The following is a 24,779-nucleotide window of genomic DNA, read 5'->3' as shown; positions in this document are numbered from 1 at the left end:
TATGTGGGTTGGGCTTGCTGGGTAGATTCCTGTCGTAAAAGAAAAGGTCTTAAAAAACAAAAAAGCCAGCACATGGCTGGCTTAGTAACACACTACTCACTCAGTCGAGCAGATCGTCGACAACCAGTTTGGTCTGATACAGCACCAGCTCAGCAGGCAGCGTTAAGCTGCCTCCATCGCGATACCGGTATGCGATATGAAACTGCCCGTCATTATCAACAACACCCGGGGGCAAGTAGTTCTGCGCGTTCTGACCAATCACCAAGTACAGGTTCGGGATGTCTAACGCTAAAAAGGCCATGACGGCGGCATCTACCTGACGTTCATAGGATTTACGCGGCTTCGCCATGAACGCATCCATCATCGACATCTTCGGCACGAAGTAAAAACCACTGACATAGCGTTTGTCATCGACGACAACCGACGAAACTTGCTCACCTTTGTTGTACTGATTCATGTTGAGAAAGTTTTCTTCCAGCTTAACCGCCCGCTCCACATCGGTTCCGGTGACGGTATCGACATCCCGAGACGACACCGTCAATTCAGCTTGCGAGTTCAGGGTGTCATAAAAGGTTTGGGCGGCATTCGCGTACTGCTCAACCAACTCTGTTTCTTCGGTATTGGCATCGGCCGTCATCATTAACCGAATCGACACACCAAAAGTATCGCCTAGCGAATCTTTAAACTCCGCCGCTTCACTGTTCCCGGCGAGATCCACCCGACGGAGTGGAAAGTCATATAAGGCGTCTTTAATGCGCTGCGCTTCTTCTGGCGTTAACGTCTCCGCATCGAACTCATAGCCCTGCCACTCGGCGATCCAGGCGTCATCGCGCAGATCGACGTCGAGATCGGCAATGCGCATCACTTCACGGGCTTCGATGAGCCGTAAATCGCGTTTAAAGGTGAGCGGTGACGGCGAGGCTAGGTTTTGCGCAGTGCTGGGTTCGGATTGGAGGCTGGCGCAGCTGGCGAGGGTAGCTATGGCGGCGCTGGCGATTAGGGGTTTTAGCATGGGTTACTCGTGTGGTTTTGTTTTGGGGGAGTTTAACATAGTTATACATCTACACTGCCGAACTAACTAAGTAAAATAATTAAGAACTAGTTAAACTAATCAAAAGTAGCTTTTTGCCAAGCACAAAGGGAGTATCATTAGGGTAATTTCAACCATGACATAAACTTCACGAATCGATTAGGTTTTACAAACATGGCAGCCTCTTCGATAAGCTTTAAAAACGTTATAAAGTTCGTTGAGTCAGCAAAGTAGTTTGGAAATGCCTCTTTCAAACCACTTATTGAGTTTGTAGATACCAATGCGCATATAAAGTCTTTTCTCGAAAACTCTCTTCTCTCTATTTCTGTCAATTTAGCCTCTGCAGCCCTACTTTCACTTTCTAAAAAAGTTCGAGTCTTTAGAATATTTTTCTTAACATCCAACTCAACAAGCACATAACCTGTACGCTCATCAGATTTCAAATGCTCCTCTATAACCTTAACAGATGCAGCAAATGCCCTTAATCGTCTTGATACATCAAGATCTCTTGAAAGTTGTCTTATTCTGACTAAACCATCCCAGTTTTTTTCTATATAAGGCGGACTTAAATTTGCTAAGAACTCACTATATCGCTTCTTCTGCTCTACTTCTTCTAACTGAACAAAGCTTTGAATATCATCCATGTTCGAAAACTGATCAGAAACTAATTGAAAAAAATGAGACCACTTTCTTTCACCTTTCTTTTGCTTCAGATTTTGACCTGTCAGGATATCAATTATTTCTACGGAAGTAGCCCAATAGTGTTGGAGCAATGTTCTTATTTGTATCTCGACATTTAAAAGCTTACCTTCATCGTTTTCGAACTTCGATATTATATGTACTCCTCTGTATCCATCCTCTTGTGGTTTTTCAATGTAGTCATTAATTTTATATCCTATTTCTCGTTGAAAGTGCTCATCTTTTTTCAAGCCACGAAGAAGCCTTCTTGCTTTTTTTAAATCAGATATTATTACCCTACAACCAGCGATATCGTTCATTGACCTTAAGCTCATGCCTTTAAAACGAACTAGCTTGTAGATAATAGATTCTTTACGTTTAAGCCTCTTTGCAACAATAGAGTATTTATCAATTTCTTTTGAGGACTCTCCGACAAAGTTATATGCTTTTAACAGCGCAGTATTATGACTATATCTCCAGTAAGACAATGCTGAGAACGCAAAGTCTATCTCCTCGGTAGAGTAATCCTTCATTTTAGAAAGAATCTTTCCCGCTTTAATAATATCTTTATTTGAATAAACCTTGGTTTCAGTCAACACTTAACCCCAACAAGTAGTTTGTAGCATGGCATAGGCTATGTTAAATCTTACACTATATTAGTTTACGATAATTCTAAAGCCATACATTGAAGGTAAAATAGAAATCAACTGAGCCAGGATCATCAATTTTTCTACAAAGTCTGTTTCTTGGATTACTATGAGTTGCGACTCAGAACCGCGGCGGGAATTACTCATAGCCATTCCTGATATCGCCCGATTCGCTGCAACCTCTATCGAAGGAGTTACGGGCATTCAACGCTCGCAGACGTATCAGAACACACTACAAAGAACGCTACCAGAGACTCATAGATCAATAAAGTTAGCCCTACATTTGATCCAAACTTTAACGCTAAACTTCAAGTTTCATCACTAATGACGCCACGCAGTTTAAGCTCTTGATTAATTCGATCCCAATTTTTCATTAGTCTATCAAATACAATAAGCGGAGCTTCTTCTAACTCCAAAACTTCAACCTGAATTTTTGATGACAGCATTTTAAACTCGTCAAATTTGGAAAAATCAGGAACCACTAGGTCATTTTTCATTAGCATATCTTCCCAAGCTTGATTGAACTCATCTACAGATAAAAGTTCACGCTTATAGACGAGATAAACCATTGTTACGATTGTGTAGAATGGAGGCGAACCCCAATAGCGAAAACAATGACTTATATCCTCAAAACCTAGTCGAGTTAAAACATCTAGAGGTCGGTTATAGTCGATGAGTGCCTTTTTCCAATTTTCGACAGCTGGGTCACGAATTTTTGGGTTGGAGTTTCTGTAGATTGTACGTTTACCAGTCATATGATTAATCACAAATACAATGTCACGAGAACTCGATATTACACCCTTTGCCTTTTTCTCTTTTCCCTCAAAGATAGATTTTTGGTTTTGTCCCGGCGAATTGATTTTATATTTTTCATTCAACGGATAGAAACTGGATAGTGAATCTTTCGCTCTTTCTTTGCGCCTAAGCCTCTCTTTAATAAGGTTTTCTTTTGCTCTTTTTCTTAGCTCCGCAGCGATCTTCTCTTTTTCGGGGTGTGACAAATATGTTTGACGTTCTGTTTCTCTTAGTACTGCCTTTTCAAAGTCTTCATTAGTCCATCCTTTATTTTTTATGAATGAAGAAATATCGATCTCTACTAGCCAAGCATTTTGGTCATTACCTTTTTTAATCTTTCGCTTATCGCTTTTGTGAGATACATATATCTCAACTCCTAATGGATAGTCAGAATCTACAAAGCTGAGGGTAACATCAGGCTTTAAATCTGGCGTTAGAAATTTTTCTACTTGAGAATAACTAATATGGTATTCCCTATCTTCTACAATATGCTCGATATGCTCAATATCTGAGAATTTTTCGATTCTAAAATCTTCTTTAATTGAATAACCCTTTAACATAATTGACGATGCTGTATAAACAACCTGTTTAGCTGCTTTGTGGATAGCAGATTCTCGACACTCGATATAATTAGTTTTGATGTCTTGTGCGCTAGAAAGGCTGTGATGTCTAAAGTAGTTAACAGTATTTCCACTTTTTGCTGCTACTAAAGGCATTCCACACTCAGGACATACACAATTACAAGCAAGCCCTCTTTCTGCATCATCGACATGAATAAGGGATTCACCATGCTCAGATTTCTTAAGACCGAATGGAATTGTCTGAAGAGCCATAGACTCGCACCGCCACCATTAGATTTACGCTTCATATTAACCATATTGACAATAACTTTGAAAGACCATAATTTGTTCACTTCTAGACTTAAGTCAGAGAGCTCTAAATGTCATGCCCCATTTGCTTGGACTCAAATGCAAAATCAAAGCCCATTGCTGGTGATAACGAGGGTATAGAATGCCCAATATGCGGCCAATATATTGTTTCTGGGACAGTAAAAGCAGTTCTAGAACAAAAAGACCTGACGGTCGTTGATAGAGCAAAACTTAGTTTTAAAACCCGACTTTTTGATGACAATCAAATAGTCGAATATAGGATCTCTACATACGACATTCAAAACATTGATGAAACCAAACTTCCAAACCCATTTGAGCAGTTGAACCTACTAGTGCGTTACTTGGGGCACAAACAACAACACCCCGCTGATTATGTTGGTATTGATGCTTCATTTGACTATCCAGTAATTGGCGCAGTTGACCAGCAAGGCATGATTTACATTTTAAGTGAAGCATTGAATAGGGGCATAATTCAATCAGACTATACAAACCTCGATAGCAGCGATCTCAATGACGAGGTTAAGCTCGTGCTTACTCTAGATGGTTGGGATATATTTGAAAAATCAAAAACAGGCTCTGAAGACTTCAGTTATGCATTCTTAGCAATGAAGTTCAATGAACCTGTGCTCGAACACTTTGTATCGAATACACTGAAACCTGGATGTTCTAATCTTAATCTCGAAGTCAGAGATCTTAGAGAGTCTACTGAAGCAGGTCTAATAGATGCTAGGATGCTAGTTGAAATTCAAAACTCTAGCGTTGTTATCGCGGACCTCACCCATGCCAACAATGGTGCTTACTGGGAAGCTGGCTACGCTACAGGACTCGGTAAGCCTGTTATCTACATGTGCGAGAAAAGTGCATTCAATGGTGTCCACTTTGACACCGCCCACCACTACACACTCGTTTGGGATAAGGAAAAGCCACAAGATTGCGTTGAAGAACTACAAGCTGTAATAAGAAACACTTTAAAAATATAGGGCTAACGAATGTTAGATTCACTTCTTTTTATCACAAGGTAAACAAAGAGATCAGAGACTTCGATTATAGTAAAAGTCAGTTTTTGAAAAACCAATTGCTAGAGACTCGGCACGGCGGCGGGAAGTACTCGTTGCCATCCTTGGCAACGCCCGCTTCGCGGCAACCTCTATCGAGGTTGGCACTGCGCGTTCCATACGCGCAGTCGAACCCGGGACGCGGTAAAGCGAACGATGTCCCATCGTTCGACCAATAAAAAACCCCGAGCATTTCTGCCCGGGGTTATTTATTGGTGGAGGCGGCGGGAATCGAACCCGCGTCCGCAAATCCGCCACTCGCGGTCCTACATGTTTAGTCACTTCTTTGATTTACCCTTGCCGTTACCGAAGGACAGGTGCGACTCGGGGAGTCAGGGATTCAAATTGTCGGCAATCCGGCCCTGACGACCTTCATGCGTATCCTGAATTATTTGACAGTCAGTAGAGCCGATCAGGCTCAGCTCAGTGACCGCCGGGTGCTATTGACCCAGTTATGAAGGATTATGCAGCTAGTGCGTAACCTTCGTAGTTGTCATCGTTTGCAACTATAAGTTTGCAGCTTTGGTTTTACGTGTTTCGCTACCAACACGACATGCACCTGGAGCTTTGTAATCCACGTCGAAGCCAGATCGCCCCCGTTAACTCGTTCGTCGCAAGACCGGTTGCCCGTTCGCTGCGCCGATTTCATAATTCGGGGCTGGCGTGTGTTACACCACTACCACGTTACTCCCTTGAATATTGGCGTAAACGCCTGATTTTCAAGGGCGAGCGAGTATAACAGGTTCATTTATTGTGAGGTAGACCTTTCGGTGCCTCATTCTGGGAACCTTTCGCGGTGCGGCGACTCTAAACGTTTTTACCTTGGGAGACTGACGATGACGGGTTCCACGCTGCGGTGCGACCTGCAGGACCACTTTGAACATGTGTGCGTGTTGCAGCTTCCGGTGCGGGTGCGCCTGACCAATGGCACTCGGCTTGCCGGTACGGCGGACACGCTGCGAGTCGTCCAAGGACTGGAGTCGCTCCAATTACAGTCTCAGCGCGGTATTGAGTTGGTGCCGCTGAATGAGATCGCGACGTTGTCGTACCCTCAGGCCGGCCAAACCCGGTCGACCCCGGAAGAGCATTGGCCGATTGTTGAACTGAACGCGAGCTAACCGTCAGCCAGGTGGCTCGGCCGTTTTCGGTCCCGAAACTCGGCGGGGCTGAGCCCCGCATTTTGGCGAAAGGCGCGGACAAAGTTACTTACATCGGAATAACCAACGTCGGCGGCAATGGCTTCGATGCTTTGTCGGGTGTTTTCAAGTCGCTGTTTGGCCTGTTCAATGCGCCACTGTCGCAAATACTCGCCTGGTGACAGGTTCAGGGCCTGTTGAAAGCGACGCGCCAGGGTCCGCTCGCTGAGCGCGACGGCATCGGCCAGTCGGCTCACACTCCACGCTTGCTCGGTTTGTTGTTCACACAGGCGCTGAGCTGCCAGTACCTGGGCGTCTCCGTGGCTGTAATCCGGGTAAAAGCGCTGGTAATGGCTTTGCAGTCGGCTGCTGAGGTCGATCATGGCGAAATCGGCAATGCGTTTCGCCGTGGCGTAGCGGTCGAAACGGCTGACCAGATGCAGAACTAAATCCTGGAAGGCGAACAGCCCGCCACCGGTCACAATATCACCCTGATCCACCACCAGGTTCCGCTGATCGACAGTTTTTATCCCCGGGAACTGACGTAGCCGATCGAACAGCGCCCAGTGGGTGGTCACCGTTCGCCCCGTGAGTAAGCCCGCTTCAGCCAGCCAGAACACAGACGCACAGCAGGCGGCAATCAGGGTTCCGGTGCCTTGCAGCGCTTGAAGCCGGGCAATGACCTGCGCGTCTGCCTGCTCCCAACGGTCGTCGATGAAGGGCGGTAAGATGACAACCTGCGCGTGTGGAAGTGACGACGCTCCGCTAGGGTCCACTACCTGCAATTCGAACCCGGGTCCGGCGGTGAACCGGTTCGCCAGCCGAAACAGGTCTTCGGTTCCGGCAATCGCGGCGGGCAACGCACCTTGGTAATGCCAGAGCTGTAGGTTGATGGTCACCGGTTGTTCTCCACGTTAACAGTCGATTGTCTTAAAATAACATATATATGTCATTTTATGACATAACGTTCTTTTGTTGTGTTGTTTATTCTGAGTGCCACATTCACAAAGGAGCACAACCATGTCGTCTCAAGCCCTGATCCTGATCGATATTCAAAACGACTATTTCCCCGGCGGAGCATTACCGCTGGATCAACCCGAGGCGGCCTCGGCAAACGCCGCCAGCCTGCTGAGCCAGTTCCGTGGGGCCGACCTGCCGGTCATTCACATTCAACACGAAACGCTGCAACCGGAGATGGGGTTTCTGCTGAAGGGTTCGAAAGGCCAAGAGTTACATTCGGGAACCGCTCCACTGTCCGATGAAGTGGTGCTGACCAAGCATGTGCCTAACTCGTTTTGGCAAACCGACCTCGAGGCCAGGCTAAACGATTTAAAGGTCGATACGGTGGTCATTGCCGGCATGATGACGCATATGTGCGTCAGCACGACCGCGCGAGCCGCGATGGAGCGAGGGTTCAAAGTACAAGTGGTCGCCGATGCGTGTGCGACGCGTGAACTGCCCTATTTTGATGAGGTTATTCCCGCCGCCACGGTCCATAAAACGGCGTTGGCTGAGCTGGGTCTGTTTACAGAGCTGCTCAATACCAACGATCTGAAGACCCAATAGTCCGGGGTCATCCGGGTCGTCAAACGGCCATAAAAAAAGCCACCCATTACGGGTGGCCAACGCTGCTCTATGCCAGGGAGACGAGGCACCGATGGGGCGATGCGCGCCTCCCCCAACTCTAGGGGTATGCGAAAATCGTTCGCATGGTAATTCTTACGACAGGGTCTCAAGCACGGATTCGTTAAAACGCAAAAATTGTTCAAAAAAAAGCCACCGGTAAGGTGGCTAACAACTACTTTCCTGAGTTCAGGGGATGGAATGTCGTGCAATCAATGTCTTAAGGCCACCTTAACGGGTCGGTAGCACAATGCAGCAACGGGCTCTAATTCGCATAATTTATGTGATCTAGTTAACATTTTATAGGGCGTATCGCCTATTTTTTGCCCATTAATTGACGTTGTGTCTAAAAAACCGGCCAGTCGATGGCTTTTTGACTCGCCAGCGGCTGCGTTGTTCTGCATCAGTCACCCGGTTTTGTGGGCAGGTATACTGACTTTGCCATTGGGAATCAGGACGGAGTCTGATCATGCAAGCACTGGCTCGTTATCCGCTGACACAATGGGCGACGCATCGCCTGTTTCGCTCCCGTCTGCATCTGGATCCTCAACCGGTAAGGCTCCCGTCTGTGTTGCCGACCCCGGTGGCGTTGTATCTGCACATTCCTTTTTGCGAATCGCTTTGCACCTACTGCTCGTTTCATCGGCAGTTGCTGGACCCGGCGCTTGCGAAAGCCTATTTCCAGGCGTTGCGACAGCAGATTACGGCCGTTGCCGAGGCCGGCTGGCAGGTGTCACAGGTGTATATCGGGGGCGGAACGCCAACGGTTTTGCCACAGGAGCTGGCCAGCACCTTGTCGTTGCTCACGGAGCATTTCGGTTTGGTGCCGATTTCTGTTGAAACCAACCCGAATCATCTGACCACCGACGTCATCGAAATGCTCAGCGCCCGGGACGTCTCGCGGTTGTCCATCGGGGTGCAGAGTTTCGACGACGATCTGCTTCAGAAGATGAACCGCCGCCTGGCCTACGGCGACAGTGAGGCCATTCAGGAACGCCTGGCTTGGGTCAACCGGCGTTTCCCGACAGTGAATGTAGACCTGATTTTCAATCTACCCGGGCAAAGTGAGCGGTCACTCCGGCGCGATCTTGCCATCGTTAATGCACTGCAACTGAGCCAGGTCAGTTGGTATCCGCTGATGCCGAACGATTCCGTGCAGGGCACGCTGGAAGCTTCGCTGGGGCGTTGGCAACGTAAAACCGAATGGAAGGGCTTTAAGGCTATCCGCCGGGCACTCAGCGCGCAGTATCAGCCAAGCAGTGCCTGGTGTTACAACCTGGGCCACCAACCGCAAAGCGACGAATACTTTGTGAACAGTCCGGATTATCTGGGCCTCGGCAGCGGGTCGTTCAGCTTTATTGACCGGACGTTGTACGCCAGTTCATTTCACATTCCGGAATACATCGGGCACATGCAAACCCGGCCATTGACGATGAATGCCCAACAGACGTTTTCCGATCTGGAGTGGATGCAATATCGGTTAATGATGCAGTTGTTTGCGCTTCACGTATCGGATGCACCCCAGGCCGATGGCTGGCAGCACCGGCTGTGGCAATCGGAACTCTCGGCCCTGAAAACCATGCGCGCCATACAACCAAGCGATCAGGGGTTTGAGGTAACACCCCTTGGGCAGTACCTGGGCCTGGTCTTAATGCGAGAGTTTTTTGTGGCGGTGAACCGGTTGCGGGAACAGATGTCGGTCAGCGATTAGCAGGGTTGCCATCACGACGGCCAAACATTAGAATACTCTAATATTGAATAGAGAATGGATTCTCCGCCCTGCTGTTGTAACCCGGAGAACCCGACATGGCTGACACCCTCACAATGCACGAGGCAAGCATTCGACTCATCGCCTTTATCAGTATTTTGCTGTTGATGGTCGTCTGGGAACGACTCGCGCCAAGGCGAATCCAGCAAGTCAGTCGAGCGTTACGTTGGGCCAATAACGTGGGGCTGGTGGTGCTGAACACGGTGCTGCTTCGTCTGCTGTTCCCTTTGGCCGCCGTCGGTGCGGCGGTCTTCGCTGAGCAACACCAATTTGGTTTATTTCATTACCTGAATACGCCACCGGCAATAGCGCTGGTACTCTCAGTGTTGCTACTGGATTTGCTCATCTATTTTCAACACCGTGTGTTTCATCATGTTCCCTGGCTGTGGCGACTGCACCGCATGCATCATGCCGATCAGGAGTTCGACGTCACGACGGGTCTGCGCTTTCATCCCATTGAGATTCTGCTGTCGATGGTGATTAAGCTGTCGGCCGTGGCTCTGTTGGGTGCCCCCGTCGCGGCCGTCATAATTTTTGAAATTGTGCTGAATGGTACCGCGTTGTTTAATCACGGCAATGTACGCTTACCCGATTGGCTGGATCGCCGCCTGCGCTGGGTATTGGTGACGCCCGACATGCACCGGGTGCATCATTCTGCCGAACCGGAAGAAACCAACAGCAACTTTGGTTTTAGTGTGTCGTGGTGGGACCGGCTGTTTAAAACTTATCGGGCTGAAACCCGTGCCGGGCAACTCAAGTTTCTCATCGGCTTGCATGAGTTTCGGACAACGAAAGACCAACGATTAGACCAAATGCTGCTCCAACCTTTTCGGCACCACCGTTAACTTGCTGATGCACAGTCGTCATTCAAACAGTGGCATCGCTCACATAAATTGAAATCACTTCGATGAACCAGCCATGAGTGCGTTTCTACCATTCAAACATTCCGTTACAGTCCCGCCCTGAGTTTTCTGTCTGTCGTCACTAATGCGTTGCCAAAGGAGAACGGCCTCGTTCGACGGCATGGATCAGAAACGAAAAATTTCATTGAAACCAAAGGACGCTATCATGAAACCTGCAGGATTCGCGGCACTGACATTGGCGGCGATTGCAGTCGGCTGTGGCCCGACTGACGACAAGGACAACACCACAGACCTCACCATTCAATCCATTTCACCCGCACAAGACTCTACGGACGTTGATGTTCGAGCGGAACTCTCGGTACAGTTTTCACAGGACATCGATACCGACACACTGCTCGACGATCATATCCAACTGCTTTCAAGCGTCACCGGTAAAGAGATTCCGGGTTTACTGACCTACGACGCCGACTCACGAACCCTGACGTTCACACCCGATTTTATTCTGGCCAGCGATACAGAATATCAGGTTCAGTTTGCGGCCGGGTTAACCGACGAGCAGAAATCACTGCTGCCCGCGCAGGATTGGACTTTTACCACCAATCACGATTATCAAACCGTATTTCGTTCTACCACGGAACAATGTGTTGAAGCAGACTGCGACACGGAACTGTGGGCGTGGGGTGAAGACGGTAAGGCTTTTCAGGTTGCGGATATCCACCCAACGGACAGCAGCGACCCATCCGTTCCAACCGTACGATACAAAGACCTGTACTACTTCAGCGCCGAGACCGATGCCGAAGGCCGGGAAGTTTGGGTGACCGATGGAACACCAAGCTACACCAAACTGTTTGCCGACATCGTTGAAGGCCCCATCAGCAGTAAGCCAGAGAATTTCACCGTTCACGATGATCTTCTTTTCTTTACTACCCAATCCGAAGGTATTAACACTCTGTGGAAGACCAATGGTTCAGCTGATAACCTCGAGGCCGTTGTTGAGTACAGTGAACTCAGAAACCTGAATGTCGTTAATGGTCACCTGGTGTTTTCCGCCTATGAAGAGGCAACGGGTGTTGAGCTGTATGTCCTGACGGATGAAGGCGCAACCATGTTGGACGATTTAAACGAAGGCGCTGAAGGCTCTGCACCGGGTCCTTTCCAACTTGTCGGCGATCAACTCTTTTTCCAAGCCACCGACGATGAAAACGGTGACGCTCTGTTCAAAACCGATGGTGAGACCATCACTCTTGTGAGCGATGTGGATAACGCTGCCAAAGGAAGACACGACCTCAACGTTGACGATATGCTCGCGTTCAATGGTCGTCTTTTCTTTACTGCCGATGATGGCGAGCATGGTACTCAACCCTGGATCAGCGATGGGACGGCCGAAGGTACGGTCATGATTACCGAGCTCAATGAGGGGAATGGGTATGGTCTAGACTCGGTCGTGGAGTGGCAGGGTGAGATCTATTTTGCAGAGAAGGCAAATGATATTCTTTGGAAAACCGATGGTACATCTGAAGGTACAATCGAGATTGCCGATTACCTAAGCTGGGGAGGCATGATGTCAACAGACAATGGACTTGTTATTTCTGCAATCACTAATGGAGAGAAAGGACTGTGGTTGAGTCAAGGCGAGCCCAATGATCTTGAACTTTTTTATACTCAAAAAGAAGTAACAGACCTAAGCTCAGGGCCAAATCGCACCGGTATTTTTGTCAATGATCCGCTCCTTGCAAACACGCATAGTTTCCATCTAACTGACGGCACCTTTGAAGGCACAGTAGAAATCCAAACGGAACAGGGGCTCTACTTCCCCGTACCACGCTGAGTTAAATTCATCAGCGAAAAGTCGTTAGCAGCGAGGCAAACGCCCTTCGGTCATTCCGAAGGGCGTTTGTTTTTTACTTCACCCAAATCTGCTTGGCGTTCACAAACTCTTTGATGCCATGCGGACCGAGCTCCCGACCGTAACCGGACTTTTTAATACCGCCACTCGGCAAGCGCGGATCGGTTTTCACAATGCCATTCACGGCCACCTGTCCGGACTCAATCTGTTCGGCAATGCGAACCCCTCGTGCGGTATCACCGGTCCAAACACCGGCCCCCAATCCGTATTCGGTGTCGTTGGCTATGGCAATGGCATGGGCTTCATCACGCGCACGCGTAACCACTGCAACCGGACCAAAGGTTTCTTCGCTGACGCCACACATGCCCGGCTCCACATCCACCAGCAAGGTGACCGGATAGAAAAAACCTTCGCCTGCGGGCATATCACCGCCCATCAAACACTTCGCGCCCTGCTTTACCGTATCGGTAATCTGTCGATGCAGATTTTCGCGCAGGTCAGCACGGGCGATCGGACCGACATCGGTACCCGGGTCGTTCGGGTCGCCCACTTTCAGTTTCGATAACCGCTCATGCAACTTCTGCACAAAAGTATCGTACACAGGGTCTTCGACGATGATGCGTTTGGCGGCAATGCACGACTGTCCGGCATTGATGATCCTCGACAACGTGGCGACATCGGCTGCGGTATCCAGATCGGCATCGGCCAATACGATAAACGGGTCAGAGCCGCCCAGTTCCAAGACCGCGTGTTTGATTTCTGCCGCTGCAACAGAAGCCACGATGCCGCCCGCTTTCGCAGAGCCGGTGAAGGACACCGCCTGCACCGCCGGATGGCGAATGGCATGGGCCACCTGCTCGGTTTCGATCGGCAGGTTCACCACAATGTCGGCTGGCGCACCGGCATCGACAAACGCTTGCGCAATCCCTTCAGCGCAGCCGGCCACGTGCGGGTCATGTTTCATCACACAGGTATTCCCGGCCATCAGCGCCGGTGCCAGGTACCGAAAGGCAATCCACAGCGGCGCATTCCAGGGTAAAACGCCCAGCAAAACGCCAAGCGGTTCATGCCGTACATAGCTGCGAGACGCGTCGGACTCCAGCACTTCATCGGCCAGATAGCTTTGTGCATGTTCGGCGTAATGGTCCGAACACCAGGCGGCCTTTTCGACTTCGGGGCCGGCTTCTTTGACCGGTTTGCCCATCTCATCGGTCATCAACTTGCCGAGTTTGTCTTTATCAGCCCGCAGTTGACGGGCGACATTCTGCAGTACCGTTGCGCGCTCGCTGTAACTGAACTGTTTCCATTTCTGGTATGCGGCCTGCGCTCGGGAAATCGCCGCATCAATGTCACTTTCATTCAGCACCGGCCAGCTTTTGATGTCTTCACCGGTGGTTGGGTTAATGGATTTCAACATACACATGCTCTCCTGCGAATCGTCTTACTGTTCAGCCATGTTGGCCACCGATTTTTTTGCTTTGGCTTTTTCTTTGACCTGCACCAGCGACTTATCTTTTTTGGTTTCCACTTTCAGATCTCGCACGGAGTGGTTGGCCTTGTGAGGGTGCACCACGAAGTCCCGATCGAGATCGAAAAAGGATTTAATACCGGTGTCCGTCACGTAGATCGTGTCGGATATGCCACAGGTCTTATTGCCATCGACACCCCACATCCACGGAATGATGTGAAAGGTCATGCCTTCGCGCAGCGTGGCTGAGTCACCCTGTTTCAGACTACAAATGTAGCCTTCGTCCCAGCTTGGCGGAAAGGCAATGCCGATGGAGTAGCCTGAACGCGTGACCAGTCGCGCGCCAACATCGTTGTTGGAAATAATGTTACGCACCAGGTTATCGACATCCGATACCGTCATGCCGGGCTGCACGTAACTGTGCAGCGTATCCAGCGCGGTTTTCATCAGTTCCTGCGCTTTGAACATCGAGTCGGTCAGTTCGCCATTCACGGCCGTGCGCATCATGGCGGTGTGGTAGCGTCGATAACAGCCACCCACTTCCAGGAACACATGATCGTTCGGTTCCACAATGCGACCTTCCCAGGTGGCGTGGCCGATCATCGAGCGCGGGCCCGACGTTACGTATGGCATCACGGCCGGCGGTTCGCCACCGGCTTTGAACATGGCCGAACTGATTTCGGCACCAATTTCGTTTTCACTGACACCGGCAACGGCCGCGTCCAAGCCGGCTTTCATGCCGGCCTGCGTCGCTTGAGCCGCGCGTTTCATCAGCTCAATTTCCGCCGCCGATTTACAGATGCGACCTTCTTCAACAATGCCGAAACAGTCGAGCAACTTGGCACCGGTCAACGTGGTGTGAATGAAGTCCTGCTGATACGCCGGAAAGAAATAGCTGTTACGTTCATAACCAATGCGTTTATCCGCCAGGTTAAACTCGCGCAGTGTTTCCACCAGCATCTGAATCGCATCGCCGGTGTCCGGGTACGGCCGGGTGCGTTCCACCCAGGTCCGTTCGATGACATTCGACTCCTCCATTGCCCGGGTGATCATGAACGGTTCCTGTTCCAACGGCACAATCAGTGCCTGGAAAAACGAGTACCCGGTGGTCTGATAATCGGTCAGGTACATGATGTTCTCGGGGTCGGTAATAACCACCGCGTCCATGCAGCGTTCCTGAATCCGACTGCGCAATGCGGCAATCCGGTTCTCGTACTCTTCCGGTGGAAAGGTCATGTCCTCACGTCGTTTCATCCAGCCTCCAATGCGTCTTGGGTGGCTTTAATCACAATGCTCATGCCTTTGTTCAGATCGTCATCGTCGATGGTCAGCGGCGGAATCAGTTTAATCACCCGACCACCAGTACCACAGGCACCGAGCAGTACGCCGTTTTCGAAACAGGTGGCGACAATCTTTTTCGCAACGTCGCCATCGCCGACGTCGATGCCGAGGATCATGCCTTTACCGCGAATCTGCACGTCGGATCGGGCGTCAAGATCGCTGAGCATTTCGCGCATCTCATTGCCTTTGCGGGCAACGTCTTTCATCAACACGGTATCGTCGAAGTATTTCAACGCTTCAATACCGGCAACAAACGACACACTCTGGCCCCGGAACGTGCCGGTGTGTTCGCCTGGCGACCAATGATCGTCGTGTTCCGGTTTGATCAGGTTCATGGCGATGGGGGTACCCAGACCGCCAAGCCCTTTGGCCAGGCAGACGATGTCCGGATCGATGTTGTAGTCATCGAAGCTGAAGAACGAACCGGTTCGGCCCATGCCGACCTGAATGTCGTCCACAATAAACAACGCACCCAGTTCTTTGGCGAGCTGTTCGACGCCTTTTAACCAGGCTTTATCCGCCACATTAACGCCGCCTTCGGCCTGAATCACTTCGACTAAAAACGCGGCCGGTTTTTCAAGGCCGGAAGACGAATCCAGATACTGCGCCCGCAACTGCTGAAGGCTGTTTTCACCACAGCCCAACTCACAACCCATGCACGGTGTTTCGCAACCGAAAGACTGATGACGGACATGGTTCAGGGGGACACCGGCAGCGCCTCGGAAATAGGAGTTGGCCGTCGCCGCCAACGAGCCCAACGTCATCCCATGGAACGCATGGTTAAAGGCAACAATGCTCTGTCGACCGGTAACGCGGCGCGCCAGTTTCATGGCGGCTTCAACCGCATTGGTGCCGGTTGGGCCAATGAACTGCAACCGATGCGGCATGTTGCGTGGTTCCAACACCGTATCGACGAACTTCTGCATGAACTTGCGTTTAATGGTCGTACTCATGTCCAGGCTGTGCAGCACACCATTGCTCTGGATGTATTCGATGACCGCTTTGGTCATGTTTTCGTTGTTATGTCCAAAGTTCAGAACGCCGGCACCGGCAAAGAAGTCGAGATATTCTTTACCATTTTCATCGATCTGTTTGGCGTTCAGGGCTTTGTCAAAAACCGTTGGGTAAACACGGCTGTAGCCGCGAATGTTGGATTCTCTCTGTTCAAAAATGCTCATGATTCAACTCCTGGCATATCTAAATACACATTGTTTTCGTTGTTGTTATGGTTTGGCCGTACAGCAAAAAGGAGTGGGCTCCTAGGAGGTATCCGGCACCTGGATACCCACCAGCTCGCTGTACCAGCGGATGACCTGGCTCAGCAGCCGGTCATTAAAATCGTAAAAGGCACTGTGGCAGGGGTGTTGGTTATCCGGACCGTCATCGGCCCCGATGAGGGCGAAGGCCCCGGGAATTTCCTGCAGGTAATAGCTGAAATCTTCTGAGGCCATGATGGGTAAAGCACTGGCCTGATCGAGTGCATCGTCACCGGCAACCCGCTGCCAGCAACGCCGGGCGTTCTCGGCCTGGGCAGGATGATTAACGGTGGGTTGATAACGCGGGTGCAGCTCCACCTCACATTCAACGCCATAGGTTCGTGCCGTATCTTCGCTGATCTGCACAATCAGGCTTTCGATCACATCTTTGTCGGCCATGTCTGAGATCCGGATTGATCCGGCCAGTTTGGCGGTTTCCGGAATCACCGTCAGGCCGCTGGGCGCTTCGATGGACGTAACACTGAGCACTGCGGAAGACTGGGGCGGCAAACGCCGTGCAATCACCTGTTGAAGGTTCAGGGTTAAGGCCGCCGCCGCCAGTACCGGGTCCCGACACTGGTCCGGCTGACTGGCGTGACCACCTTTACCGGTCAGCGTAATGGCGAAGGTGCCATTGCCTGCCATGACCGTACCCGCAGGACAGAGCAGCTTGCCGAACGGAATGGCCGGCCAGTTATGCCAACCGTAAATTTCGTCAATGCCTTCCAAGGCGCCATCGGCAATCATTTCGCGGGCACCGTGGCCGCCCTCTTCCGCAGGCTGGAACAGTAAGGTCACCGGGTGTGAAAGCTGATCTTCATGCAGCTTGAGCCACCGCGCTGTGCCCAACAGCGCAGCGGTATGGCCGTCGTGACCGCAAGCGTGCATGACGCCCGGGTTTTCCGACGTCCAGGACGCACCGGACTGTTCTTCAATGGGTAAGGCATCCATGTCCGCGCGCAGGGCAATGTGCTTTCCGCTGGCATTTTTATTTAACGTCACCAGCGTGCCGTAGCGCGCACAGGGGCGCCATTCGAAACCAAGTTCCGACAAGGTTTCGCGTACCCGTTGTGCCGTCTGTTCTTCCTGCCAGGTCAGCTCAGGATGAGCATGCAGTTGACGACGCAACGTCTCTGTAAAGGACAACGTATCCTGCCATTGCTGATGCAAAGCCATGAAGCGCGTTACTCCAATCGTAAGAGAGAATAATTCGGGCTCAGACCTTAATGGTGAGCCATAGAATTTCAGAGAGCGTCGGTGGTGGTACCGACGTTACGAACGGTCAGTTGCCGTTGTAATGCGGAGACATAAACGAGGGGTTGCTGCCGCTGACGAGGCCGCCATGAGGGGCGAGATAGACCTGAGTCCAGTGCGTTGTCATCATTGTCTGATCCTCCTTCGTTAAAGCAGTTCACTGCTTTTTCTGGGAGACGTGGCTCGAGTAAGTCGTCAGTCGACATCGGGTCAGTCTGCAGTCATACACGCAAGACCCGTGCCTTTGCGAGATGACAATGACCGATTCCAATCATGACTTCACCTTGGCACAGGGTTGGCAGGTTTGCAATCTGAGCAGCGGTAAAATTTTCGGTAAGGATTTAAAGCGAGAGCGGCGCAGCGGCCGGGCTTGGGGACATTTCGGTGCATTAAGGCCAGGCGATGCGTCATTACCGCCCGGCCGGGTTGATCAGCGGTTGAATTGTTTCAGGACGCGCTGCTTCTCACGGCCCCAGTCTTTTTCTTTCGAGGCGGCGCGTTTGTCGTGCAGCTGTTTGCCTTTCACCAACGCCACTTCGGCTTTGATTTTATTGCCTTTCCAGTAAACCGCCAAACACACCGAGGTGTACCCGGTTTGCTGAGCCTGACGTTCGATGCGATCAATTTCATTGCGATGCAGCAGCAACTTGCGGCTGCGGGACGGGTCAGCAATGACGTGCGTCGAGGCCGTGTTCAAGGGTGTGATGTGCGCCCCGATCAAATAGGCTTCGCCATCTTTAAAAATGATGTAGCTGTCGACCAACTGAAGCTTGCCTGCGCGCAGGCTTTTCACTTCCCAGCCAAGCAGGGACAAACCGGCCTCGTATTTATCAACAATGTGATAATCGTGACGGGCTTTTTTGTTCTGGGCGATGCTGCCACCGGCAGTCGAGGTGTGCTTTTTCTTTGATTTGCTCATGGCGCGCGATTATACCCAGCGTGGCCGGGGCTGTTAACTTATTTTCGAACAAATGTCAGAGATAGCCGGTTGCGACGAATGAAGGGCTATCAGGAAGAACGATTTCCAGTATTCTGGGCGCCTGTTTGAATTGTTCATGGACGCGCATTACTCTGACCGCCGCGTCTGTGACTCCTTCCGGTGGATCTGTTTTTGTTAGGACTGTTTGTACTCATTGCATTTTGGTTGGGCGGCACCGTTCTGGTGGATTGGCTCGGCTGGCCGATTCCCGGGAGTGTGGTTGGCCTGCTCGGCTTGTGGTTGGTGCTGGTGATCAACCGGGGCGTTCCACAATGGCTGAAACCACCGGCTAACCTGCTGATTCGTTACCTGACCTTGTTATTCGTGCCGGCAGGAGTCGGTCTGATCAATCACTGGGATCGGCTGATGACCTCTGGTCTGGCGATGGTTGCGATCATTGCCGTCAGCACCCTGCTGGCCGCTGTTGCCATGGTGGGCATCTTCAAAATCACGCAGAGGGGCTCATGACGTTCAGCATCCGCATGCTCTCGGCCATCGCACTGACGATGGGTGTCTATCTGCTTGCCGAACAACTCTATATTCGACTGAAGCGATCCCCTCTGGTGCACCCGGTGTTGGTGAGCATTTTCACGTTGATGGGCATCATGACACTGCTCGGCTGGGATTATCCAACCTATCAGCAAGACACGGCCTTCATTCATTTCCTGCTCGGGCCCGCCACCGTGGCGTTGGCCATTCCCCTCTATGAGCAGATGAGCCTGATCCGCAAAATGGCGTTTCCGCTGCTGGTGTCCTGTTTGGTTGGGGCGATTATTGCGGCCTTCAGTGCGGCACTGCTGAGCGCCGTCTGGACCGGTGACAGTGTGCTCAGCCTCAGTCTGATCGCCAAGTCGATTACCACGCCCATTGCCATGGACATCTCGGCCGTTTCCGGCGGCAGCCCCTCACTGACAGCGGGCATTGTACTGATTACCGGTGCGGTTGGATGCTTGCTGATCCCATATACGCTCAAGTTGCTGCGCGTTCAGGACGATGCGATTCATGGGTTTGTGCTCGGCTTGACCGCCCACGGCTTCGGCACTGCCCAAGCGTTTGAAAAATCCGTCACCTGCGGTGCCTTTGCCGGCTTGGCCATGAGCCTGACCGGTGTGTTCAGCGCGTTTATCCTACCGGTCTCACCGTTGGCAGACTGGGTCCTGCAACTGACCCGCTAACCCAGGATCCGCCAGGTTCAGATCATCGCCTGCAACTGCGTGTCGTTCAGCACTTCGCGTTCGGCGGCATGTAAGTACAGCGCGCGTTCGGTCTTCCGAAAATTCGCCAGGCAAGCCGCCACAAGCTTCACGGTGTGATCCCGAGTGCCATGCGCCGCCAGAGTTCTTAACTGCATCAGCGATAGCGAAGGTAAGCTGGAAGGTTCCTCGGCAGGCTGCCAGCGCAACCCGGTCGATAACCACGCCACCACCAGCGCCCGCCACATCGGCTCGAGCAATAAACGCTCGTCCGCTAACCAGCGCCGCACTCGCCCAATGGCCAACATGCCGGTCACGCCATGCAACAGGGTAAAGTCATCGTGCATCCAGAACAGGTCTATCGCGAGTTGGTTTAAGCGCTGAAAACTTAATGAGTCGGGGGTGATCTGAAAGCGCAGTGCTGCGTAGTCCGGATGATTCACCACCTGCTCAAACGCTTCGGTAATGGTCGGCATCTCAAACGGGTGCTCGGGCCAGTTCTGATCATTCAGCAAGCTCTCCAGCACATCGCCTGGATCCGCAGCTATCGGCTTATCGGACGATGGGTACGCCAATGCCTGATAAGCCCAAACCCAATAGGCTGTGGCTGCCACGACTTCGCGGTCATTGCGATCGTGAACTGCGTGCCCAAGACGAATCAACGGATGGAACGCGCCACCGCTGATGCCTTCTGCCAGCATTGGCAGATAATGATTCAGAAACGGTTGCAATCCTAACGTCTGATATTGTCCGGACAGGTACTCAAACACACCACCGTAGTTTTCCCGCCGACCCCGCCAGTCCAACAGCTGGGCATCATTGGCAATCGGGCATTCGGGGGCATCCATCGGACGTATCTTTGGGGCCATCAGCGCCTGATAACGCTGCAGGTGTGCCTTGGTCGCACCCAGTTCACGCAGGGCGCTGATCACCATCGGTTCGTGGTTGGACAGGCCGTTGCGCAGCTCGGGGTGAGTAAGGCTTGTTGATGGCATGATGGCAGCTCCCGCGAAAATTGAATCACAGCCAGCATGATAAGGACTCCGCAGTTAAATAAATACACATATTTATTTAACTATACCATTGATCCCGGCTATGACGCGGGCAACACATCATTAAGGGTCTGCTGCTTCAACCATTGTTCGGCATCTGCAGGCCGACGACATTCAATGACCGTGCAATGGTTGGTCAGCTCAGACGACAGCAGCGTTTCGTAGCGCCGGCGTTTTTCACCGAAGTTCGTCATCACCCACAACAGGATCGAGTCCTTAGACAGGAAGGTGCGCCGAAACGATTCGACATTGCCGGCATAGAGTGTTTCCCCGGTCAGGCTGCGCCAAACCGATCGCTTCAGGCAGCGCCACAGCACACGGGGAAATGAGTAGTTGAGCCAGATAATGGTGGTGGCGCGAGACCACAGATGCGGGCGAACTTTCTGGTAATTGCCATCCATCACCCAGCGTTCTTCGGCCGCAGCGTCGATGACGCGGGCCAGAAAGTCGTCCGGGTCCCGCGCGACCCAATCGGGTAGCCAGTGCAGTTCATCCAGTTGGGTATGTTGCAGCCCCAGGCCGCTACCGACCCGCGCGGCAAAGGTGGTTTTCCCCGCGCAACTGGAACCGACGATAACAATACGCTCGGGCACCGATACTGATGAACGCTGCGCGGCCGTCATGACAGCGTCAGGGAGAGAAAGCGACTGTGAGGGTCCGGTTGATAGTCCGCAAAGGGCTCACAGTCGATAAAACCGGCTCGCTGATAGAGCCGAATCGCCGGTAAAAAGGCCTCATGCGTGCCGGTTTCCAGACTGAGCCGTTGATACCCCCGTTGCCGGGCCTCTGCGATGATGGCATCCAGTATCTGCGCGGCCACGCCCTGACGCAGAAAGTGCTCGGAGGTTTTCATGGATTTAATTTCGCCGTGCTTGTCGTTCAGCGCTTTCAGGGCGCCGCAGCCGGCAATGGTGTCGCCATCACGAACCGACCAGAAGGTCACCTCCGGTTGCCGGATGGCCGCTTCATCCAACGCGTGAATACTCTCGGCAGGTGAGTAACGCTGCATCTGCTGTCGATGTTCATTGAGCAATGCAATCACCGCTCCGTCAGTTAATGCATCCATTTGAAGCTGTAACATTGATCGGTCCCTACCCATGACTCATACAGTGATCGGGCCATATTTACCTATTCAAGTTGGCAATGCAAACCGGCCTGTACTATAGATTGGGCATGAACAAGTTGGTGTTAAACCTCAGGATTGCCGTACCCGCCATACTCCTGCTTTTCGCTCAGTCGGTCTGGGGGAAGACGTCATATCCGGTCCATGGCATCGCCTACCCGCCCTTTGTCACTGAGGACTCATCGCGGCCCGGGGTTACCGTTGCGTTCCTGAACAGGTTGCTCGAGGACTTCGACGCCGAGGCTGACATGAACCTGCTCCCGCCAGCACGCTTGCAAGCCACGCTCAACCGCCATGAGTTTCTGGCATCTCTGGTATCACCGGAATACGTCGATGAAGCCATTCTCGAGTTCCGTTTTGTGGGGGAGCCCATCTATCGCCGACTGTTCCGACACGTCAACAGTACCCGGGCGTTTTCAGCGATCGATGGCGCGACCGTGGCCCGGCTCGGGTTTTTATTTCAGAACGCTGAAAACGACACGACCGTCATTTTAGGGGGCATCCCGATTTCAGTGCCGAATTTTGAATCGGCCGTGCGGATGTTGGTGGCCGAACGGGTGGACTTTGTGTTGGGCGTCGAAGAGGCCGTCATGGATGCCGCCCGACGTTTAGGTGTCGCCGATGAACTCACACCGGCCCCGGTTCCTATGCAGACGTTTGATCCACTGGTCATGTACGTCAACAGTTCGCACCCGCAAGCGGACGCCTTAGTGGCCATTCTCAATCGTATTGAGGGTCTGGTGCAGACCAATACAAAGTGACAAACCGTTCATCACCGTCCACCCGCTGAAAGCCCAGGCGCTCGTAAAACATCACCGCCGGGTTTGCACTAAACACGACCACCCACAACCCTGACTGCCGGATGGACTCAGCGTTGCGTATCTGCTGCAGCACCCAGCCACCCACACCGCGTTGTCGATAACGTGCATCCAGAAAAAACCGTCGCAGATAACATCGCTCACCTTCGGTTTCCAGAGAAAAAAAGCCAATTCGTTCGCCGTCGGCCTCAATCACAGTGGGCGTCGTTCGTTGCCATTCCTGTTCGTGTAAGGTTTGCTGAACCTTCGGTTCCCAGCCAAAAACCGCCTGAACATAGGGGTATTCCGCTTCACTTTTAATATCAAAAGCCCAGGCTTTGTCCGCCGGCTGCGCCTCGCGAAAGGACAGATTTAACATGGCTGGTACCGATACAGTTCATAGTGAAACCGGTAGCGAAAGTGTTCATCCATCGGCATCTCGGCAAACGCCTGATGCAAGGTGCTTTCGATCTGTTCATAGGTTTGCCCGGCGACAACGGCAGCCTCGATGTTCGATTGCGTGGTCAGATAGCCAACCAGGGCATCACGACTTAAACGTATCGGTAGTTCGCCCTCACCTTCGGACAGCTTTTCCAGTTCTGCGTCCTGGTCGATGGCGGCCATCGGTGGGTTACGTTTTGGTGTCGGGAACATCGTTAAATAGGTCTGCTCGAACCATCGGTTAAAAGCCTCACAATGCTCACTGCCGGCAAACGCGAAGTTGTAGTTCAGCCACAATGCCCCCGGCTCTGATGCCTGTTTGTAGGCTTCAATGGCTTCGTCCCGATCAAACCAGTGAAATGCCATGCAGGTGGTAATCAATTGAAAGCGACCAAGCGAAGAGGCCTGCTGATAAGGTAAGCAATGCACGGTCAGATTTTGCGCGCGTGCTTGGGCCAGCATGTCGTTCGATTGGTCAATACCAATGACGTCATCGACGATCGGGATCAGCGCCTGAGTCGAGTCGCCCGTGCCGCAGGCAACATCCAATGCACGAGGCACCGGCAGGTCAATAAAACCGGCTAACCACTCACGGACAACATCGTGAACCTTTGGGCGAAACCGGGCATAACGAACCGCCGCCTGATCGGTCGAAAAATACGTCATGACAAATCCCTTTCTGCGTTCAACGACTGTTGCATAGCCTCTGCCAAAGCCGACGACGATCGTTCCTGAAGCCTGGCGATGACCGCCTGACGATCCGCATCGGAACGGTTCTGACTCAGCTTAAACTTGGCCTCAATGTCGTTAATGTCGATCGCGATACCGACAATGGCGTTGAGCATCGCCGCTTTGTATTGTGGTGACCAGGGCACCGGTTGTGCCTGCTCGTACTGCACCGACAACTGGTTCACCAACGCGGACAACTCCGCCGCGTCTTCGATACGACGAACAGTGCCGTATACATGCACCGCCTGATAATTCCAGGTCGGTACACCCGGCTGTTCGTACCAGCTGGGTGAGATGTAATCGTGAGGGCCCTGAAAAGTAACCATCACTGTCTGTTCACCGAGATTATCCAACTGTGGATTCTGACGCGCCAAATGAGCATATAGCGTTTGGCCATCGTCGCTGAGCAGAAAGGGCAGATGGGTCACATAGGGTCGATCATTCACCTGACTGACCAATTGACCAAAGGCATGCTGCTGGATAAACGCCTCGATGACAGCACGATCGGTCGCACGAAAATGTTTTGGGATGTACATGTCGGTCCGGCTCTATGATGCAAACAGAAGCGGCAGTGTAACACCCCTTAACGAGCCTCAGCGAATGCGGCGTGAGCGGCTCCAACGTTGTGTCGGGCGCAGGAACTGACGCATGCGCTGGCCGATCAGCTGACGAATCTCGCCCGGAACGACAAGGCCCGGCGAACCGACACGATAATGTCGCTGACGGTTAACGCCATCGTCCTGTAATACTCGATATTCTTCGATCACGGTGCTGCACCTTGTTCAGAAATTCCGGCGCTATTGAACCGCTTAGGA

General features: G+C 51.9%; 25 protein-coding genes and 1 other RNA gene. 9 read left to right on the top strand and 17 right to left on the bottom strand.

Annotation, left to right across the window (positions count from 1 at the left end):
* Positions 1-100: 100 nt before the first annotated feature.
* The 3 genes from MED297_RS13080 to MED297_RS13070 form a co-directional block, all read right to left on the bottom strand.
* Positions 101-1,012: a hypothetical protein gene (locus MED297_RS13080; protein WP_008045641.1), complete on the bottom strand. Its 912-nt coding sequence runs from the start codon at positions 1,010-1,012 to the stop codon at positions 101-103.
* Between the two features lie 137 nt (positions 1,013-1,149).
* On the bottom strand, positions 1,150-2,304 hold the full coding sequence (locus MED297_RS13075; RefSeq protein WP_040557224.1) for a RelA/SpoT domain-containing protein: 1,155 nt from the start codon (positions 2,302-2,304) through the stop codon (positions 1,150-1,152).
* A gap of 359 nt (positions 2,305-2,663) precedes the next feature.
* The gene (locus tag MED297_RS13070) at positions 2,664-3,983 is read right to left on the bottom strand and encodes a hypothetical protein (protein ID WP_154650935.1); all 1,320 of its coding nucleotides are present in this window, start codon (positions 3,981-3,983) and stop codon (positions 2,664-2,666) included.
* Between the two features lie 107 nt (positions 3,984-4,090).
* Between MED297_RS13070 and MED297_RS21375 the strand changes: the two genes are divergently transcribed.
* Complete coding sequence (locus MED297_RS21375; protein WP_008045633.1) at positions 4,091-5,020, top strand: nucleoside 2-deoxyribosyltransferase; 930 nt, start codon at positions 4,091-4,093, stop codon at positions 5,018-5,020.
* Between the two features lie 288 nt (positions 5,021-5,308).
* Here MED297_RS21375 and ssrA read toward each other — a convergent pair.
* Positions 5,309-5,693, bottom strand: a transfer-messenger RNA (tmRNA) gene (ssrA, locus tag MED297_RS21900).
* 238 nt (positions 5,694-5,931) lie between these two features.
* Here ssrA and MED297_RS13060 point away from each other — a divergent pair.
* Positions 5,932-6,213, top strand: coding sequence for a Rho-binding antiterminator (locus MED297_RS13060; protein WP_008045631.1), 282 nt, complete (start codon positions 5,932-5,934; stop codon positions 6,211-6,213).
* On the opposite strand, the gene MED297_RS13055 is transcribed toward MED297_RS13060, so the two are convergent.
* Positions 6,210-7,130 (bottom strand): GlxA family transcriptional regulator, encoded by a 921-nt coding sequence (locus tag MED297_RS13055; RefSeq protein WP_008045627.1) that lies wholly within the window; start codon positions 7,128-7,130, stop codon positions 6,210-6,212. The two genes, MED297_RS13060 and MED297_RS13055, sit on opposite strands and share 4 nt — an antisense overlap.
* A gap of 121 nt (positions 7,131-7,251) precedes the next feature.
* On the opposite strand from MED297_RS13055, the gene MED297_RS13050 reads away from it, so the two are divergent.
* The 4 genes from MED297_RS13050 (at position 7,252) to MED297_RS13035 (ending at position 12,313) form a co-directional block, all read left to right on the top strand.
* Positions 7,252-7,797: a cysteine hydrolase family protein gene (locus MED297_RS13050; RefSeq protein ID WP_008045625.1), complete on the top strand. Its 546-nt coding sequence runs from the start codon at positions 7,252-7,254 to the stop codon at positions 7,795-7,797.
* 526 nt (positions 7,798-8,323) lie between these two features.
* Positions 8,324-9,565, top strand: coding sequence for a coproporphyrinogen III oxidase family protein (locus tag MED297_RS13045; protein ID WP_008045624.1), 1,242 nt, complete (start codon positions 8,324-8,326; stop codon positions 9,563-9,565).
* Positions 9,566-9,660: 95 nt separating this feature from the next.
* On the top strand, positions 9,661-10,467 hold the full coding sequence (locus MED297_RS13040) for a sterol desaturase family protein (protein ID WP_008045623.1): 807 nt from the start codon (positions 9,661-9,663) through the stop codon (positions 10,465-10,467).
* Between the two features lie 223 nt (positions 10,468-10,690).
* Positions 10,691-12,313: an Ig-like domain-containing protein gene (locus tag MED297_RS13035; RefSeq protein ID WP_161599304.1), complete on the top strand. Its 1,623-nt coding sequence runs from the start codon at positions 10,691-10,693 to the stop codon at positions 12,311-12,313.
* A 73-nt stretch (positions 12,314-12,386) separates the two neighbouring features.
* Here the strand turns inward: MED297_RS13035 and MED297_RS13030 are convergent, their stop codons facing one another.
* The 5 genes from MED297_RS13030 to smpB all read right to left on the bottom strand — a co-directional run bounded on the left by MED297_RS13030 (position 12,387) and on the right by smpB (position 18,569).
* Positions 12,387-13,748 (bottom strand): NAD-dependent succinate-semialdehyde dehydrogenase, encoded by a 1,362-nt coding sequence (locus MED297_RS13030; RefSeq protein ID WP_040557223.1) that lies wholly within the window; start codon positions 13,746-13,748, stop codon positions 12,387-12,389.
* A 24-nt stretch (positions 13,749-13,772) separates the two neighbouring features.
* Positions 13,773-15,053, bottom strand: coding sequence for an ectoine hydrolase (gene doeA / locus MED297_RS13025; protein WP_008045620.1), 1,281 nt, complete (start codon positions 15,051-15,053; stop codon positions 13,773-13,775).
* Positions 15,050-16,318: an aspartate aminotransferase family protein gene (locus MED297_RS13020; RefSeq protein ID WP_008045619.1), complete on the bottom strand. Its 1,269-nt coding sequence runs from the start codon at positions 16,316-16,318 to the stop codon at positions 15,050-15,052. Before MED297_RS13020 ends, doeA begins: the two co-directional genes overlap by 4 nt.
* An 81-nt stretch (positions 16,319-16,399) precedes the next feature.
* A complete protein-coding gene (gene doeB2 / locus MED297_RS13015) occupies positions 16,400-17,572 on the bottom strand; it encodes a N(2)-acetyl-L-2,4-diaminobutanoate deacetylase DoeB2 (protein ID WP_008045618.1) in 1,173 nt (390 codons plus the stop codon).
* Positions 17,573-18,080: 508 nt separating this feature from the next.
* Positions 18,081-18,569: an SsrA-binding protein SmpB gene (smpB, locus tag MED297_RS13010; protein ID WP_008045617.1), complete on the bottom strand. Its 489-nt coding sequence runs from the start codon at positions 18,567-18,569 to the stop codon at positions 18,081-18,083.
* 192 nt (positions 18,570-18,761) lie between these two features.
* Here smpB and MED297_RS13005 point away from each other — a divergent pair, with 192 nt between their 5' ends.
* Positions 18,762-19,097: a CidA/LrgA family protein gene (locus MED297_RS13005; RefSeq protein WP_161599303.1), complete on the top strand. Its 336-nt coding sequence runs from the start codon at positions 18,762-18,764 to the stop codon at positions 19,095-19,097.
* Positions 19,094-19,804, top strand: coding sequence for an LrgB family protein (locus tag MED297_RS13000; protein WP_008045615.1), 711 nt, complete (start codon positions 19,094-19,096; stop codon positions 19,802-19,804). Before MED297_RS13005 ends, MED297_RS13000 begins: the two co-directional genes overlap by 4 nt.
* 17 nt (positions 19,805-19,821) lie before the next feature.
* Here MED297_RS13000 and MED297_RS12995 read toward each other — a convergent pair whose 3' ends face one another.
* The 3 genes from MED297_RS12995 to MED297_RS12985 form a co-directional block, all read right to left on the bottom strand.
* Positions 19,822-20,817, bottom strand: a complete 996-nt coding sequence (locus MED297_RS12995; RefSeq protein WP_083779428.1) for a questin oxidase family protein — start codon at positions 20,815-20,817, stop codon at positions 19,822-19,824.
* A 98-nt stretch (positions 20,818-20,915) separates the two neighbouring features.
* Positions 20,916-21,497 carry a P-loop NTPase family protein gene (locus tag MED297_RS12990; RefSeq protein WP_008045612.1) on the bottom strand — a complete coding sequence of 194 codons (582 nt, stop codon included), beginning with the start codon at positions 21,495-21,497 and terminating at the stop codon, positions 20,916-20,918.
* Positions 21,494-21,955: a GNAT family N-acetyltransferase gene (locus tag MED297_RS12985; protein ID WP_008045610.1), complete on the bottom strand. Its 462-nt coding sequence runs from the start codon at positions 21,953-21,955 to the stop codon at positions 21,494-21,496. Before MED297_RS12985 ends, MED297_RS12990 begins: the two co-directional genes overlap by 4 nt.
* A gap of 92 nt (positions 21,956-22,047) precedes the next feature.
* Here MED297_RS12985 and MED297_RS12980 point away from each other — a divergent pair, with 92 nt between their 5' ends.
* Complete coding sequence (locus tag MED297_RS12980) at positions 22,048-22,758, top strand: hypothetical protein (protein WP_008045608.1); 711 nt, start codon at positions 22,048-22,050, stop codon at positions 22,756-22,758.
* Here MED297_RS12980 and MED297_RS21370 read toward each other — a convergent pair.
* From MED297_RS21370 to MED297_RS22100, 4 genes are read right to left on the bottom strand one after another with little or no spacing between them, the layout of a single operon-like run.
* Positions 22,718-23,173 carry a GNAT family N-acetyltransferase gene (locus MED297_RS21370; RefSeq protein ID WP_008045606.1) on the bottom strand — a complete coding sequence of 152 codons (456 nt, stop codon included), beginning with the start codon at positions 23,171-23,173 and terminating at the stop codon, positions 22,718-22,720. The genes MED297_RS12980 and MED297_RS21370 overlap by 41 nt on opposite strands.
* Positions 23,167-23,901, bottom strand: coding sequence for a class I SAM-dependent methyltransferase (locus MED297_RS12970; protein ID WP_008045601.1), 735 nt, complete (start codon positions 23,899-23,901; stop codon positions 23,167-23,169). Before MED297_RS12970 ends, MED297_RS21370 begins: the two co-directional genes overlap by 7 nt.
* Positions 23,898-24,500 (bottom strand): FMN-binding negative transcriptional regulator, encoded by a 603-nt coding sequence (locus tag MED297_RS12965; RefSeq protein ID WP_008045599.1) that lies wholly within the window; start codon positions 24,498-24,500, stop codon positions 23,898-23,900. The genes MED297_RS12970 and MED297_RS12965 overlap by 4 nt, the downstream gene beginning before the upstream one ends.
* 57 nt (positions 24,501-24,557) lie before the next feature.
* Positions 24,558-24,731, bottom strand: a complete 174-nt coding sequence (locus MED297_RS22100) for a hypothetical protein (protein ID WP_008045596.1) — start codon at positions 24,729-24,731, stop codon at positions 24,558-24,560.
* Positions 24,732-24,779 lie beyond the last annotated feature (48 nt).

The sequence above is a fragment of the Reinekea blandensis MED297 genome (genome assembly GCF_000153185.1).
In the GTDB taxonomy this organism is placed as follows: Bacteria; Pseudomonadota; Gammaproteobacteria; order Pseudomonadales; family Natronospirillaceae; genus Reinekea; species Reinekea blandensis.
The sequence above is the reverse complement of the archived record's forward strand: the minus strand, read 5'-3'. Positions and strand labels throughout refer to the sequence as shown.

Excerpts from the sequence above, each read along its gene's own strand:
- MED297_RS12970 (WP_008045601.1), bottom strand. The coding sequence starts at position 23,901 with ATGACGTATTTTTCGACCGATCAGGCGGCGGTTCGTTATGCCCGGTTT.
- MED297_RS12985 (WP_008045610.1), bottom strand. The coding sequence starts at position 21,955 with ATGTTACAGCTTCAAATGGATGCATTAACTGACGGAGCGGTGATTGCA.
- MED297_RS13060 (WP_008045631.1), top strand. The coding sequence starts at position 5,932 with ATGACGGGTTCCACGCTGCGGTGCGACCTGCAGGACCACTTTGAACAT.
- MED297_RS13030 (WP_040557223.1), bottom strand. The coding sequence starts at position 13,748 with ATGTTGAAATCCATTAACCCAACCACCGGTGAAGACATCAAAAGCTGG.
- MED297_RS13050 (WP_008045625.1), top strand. The coding sequence starts at position 7,252 with ATGTCGTCTCAAGCCCTGATCCTGATCGATATTCAAAACGACTATTTC.
- MED297_RS12980 (WP_008045608.1), top strand. The coding sequence starts at position 22,048 with ATGAACAAGTTGGTGTTAAACCTCAGGATTGCCGTACCCGCCATACTC.
- MED297_RS13040 (WP_008045623.1), top strand. The coding sequence starts at position 9,661 with ATGGCTGACACCCTCACAATGCACGAGGCAAGCATTCGACTCATCGCC.
- smpB (WP_008045617.1), bottom strand. The coding sequence starts at position 18,569 with ATGAGCAAATCAAAGAAAAAGCACACCTCGACTGCCGGTGGCAGCATC.
- MED297_RS13080 (WP_008045641.1), bottom strand. The coding sequence starts at position 1,012 with ATGCTAAAACCCCTAATCGCCAGCGCCGCCATAGCTACCCTCGCCAGC.
- MED297_RS13045 (WP_008045624.1), top strand. The coding sequence starts at position 8,324 with ATGCAAGCACTGGCTCGTTATCCGCTGACACAATGGGCGACGCATCGC.
- doeB2 (WP_008045618.1), bottom strand. The coding sequence starts at position 17,572 with ATGGCTTTGCATCAGCAATGGCAGGATACGTTGTCCTTTACAGAGACG.
- MED297_RS12995 (WP_083779428.1), bottom strand. The coding sequence starts at position 20,817 with ATGCCATCAACAAGCCTTACTCACCCCGAGCTGCGCAACGGCCTGTCC.
- MED297_RS12990 (WP_008045612.1), bottom strand. The coding sequence starts at position 21,497 with ATGACGGCCGCGCAGCGTTCATCAGTATCGGTGCCCGAGCGTATTGTT.
- MED297_RS13035 (WP_161599304.1), top strand. The coding sequence starts at position 10,691 with ATGAAACCTGCAGGATTCGCGGCACTGACATTGGCGGCGATTGCAGTC.
- MED297_RS13070 (WP_154650935.1), bottom strand. The coding sequence starts at position 3,983 with ATGGCTCTTCAGACAATTCCATTCGGTCTTAAGAAATCTGAGCATGGT.
- MED297_RS12965 (WP_008045599.1), bottom strand. The coding sequence starts at position 24,500 with ATGTACATCCCAAAACATTTTCGTGCGACCGATCGTGCTGTCATCGAG.
- MED297_RS21375 (WP_008045633.1), top strand. The coding sequence starts at position 4,091 with ATGTCATGCCCCATTTGCTTGGACTCAAATGCAAAATCAAAGCCCATT.
- MED297_RS21370 (WP_008045606.1), bottom strand. The coding sequence starts at position 23,173 with ATGTTAAATCTGTCCTTTCGCGAGGCGCAGCCGGCGGACAAAGCCTGG.
- MED297_RS13000 (WP_008045615.1), top strand. The coding sequence starts at position 19,094 with ATGACGTTCAGCATCCGCATGCTCTCGGCCATCGCACTGACGATGGGT.
- doeA (WP_008045620.1), bottom strand. The coding sequence starts at position 15,053 with ATGAAACGACGTGAGGACATGACCTTTCCACCGGAAGAGTACGAGAAC.
- MED297_RS13020 (WP_008045619.1), bottom strand. The coding sequence starts at position 16,318 with ATGAGCATTTTTGAACAGAGAGAATCCAACATTCGCGGCTACAGCCGT.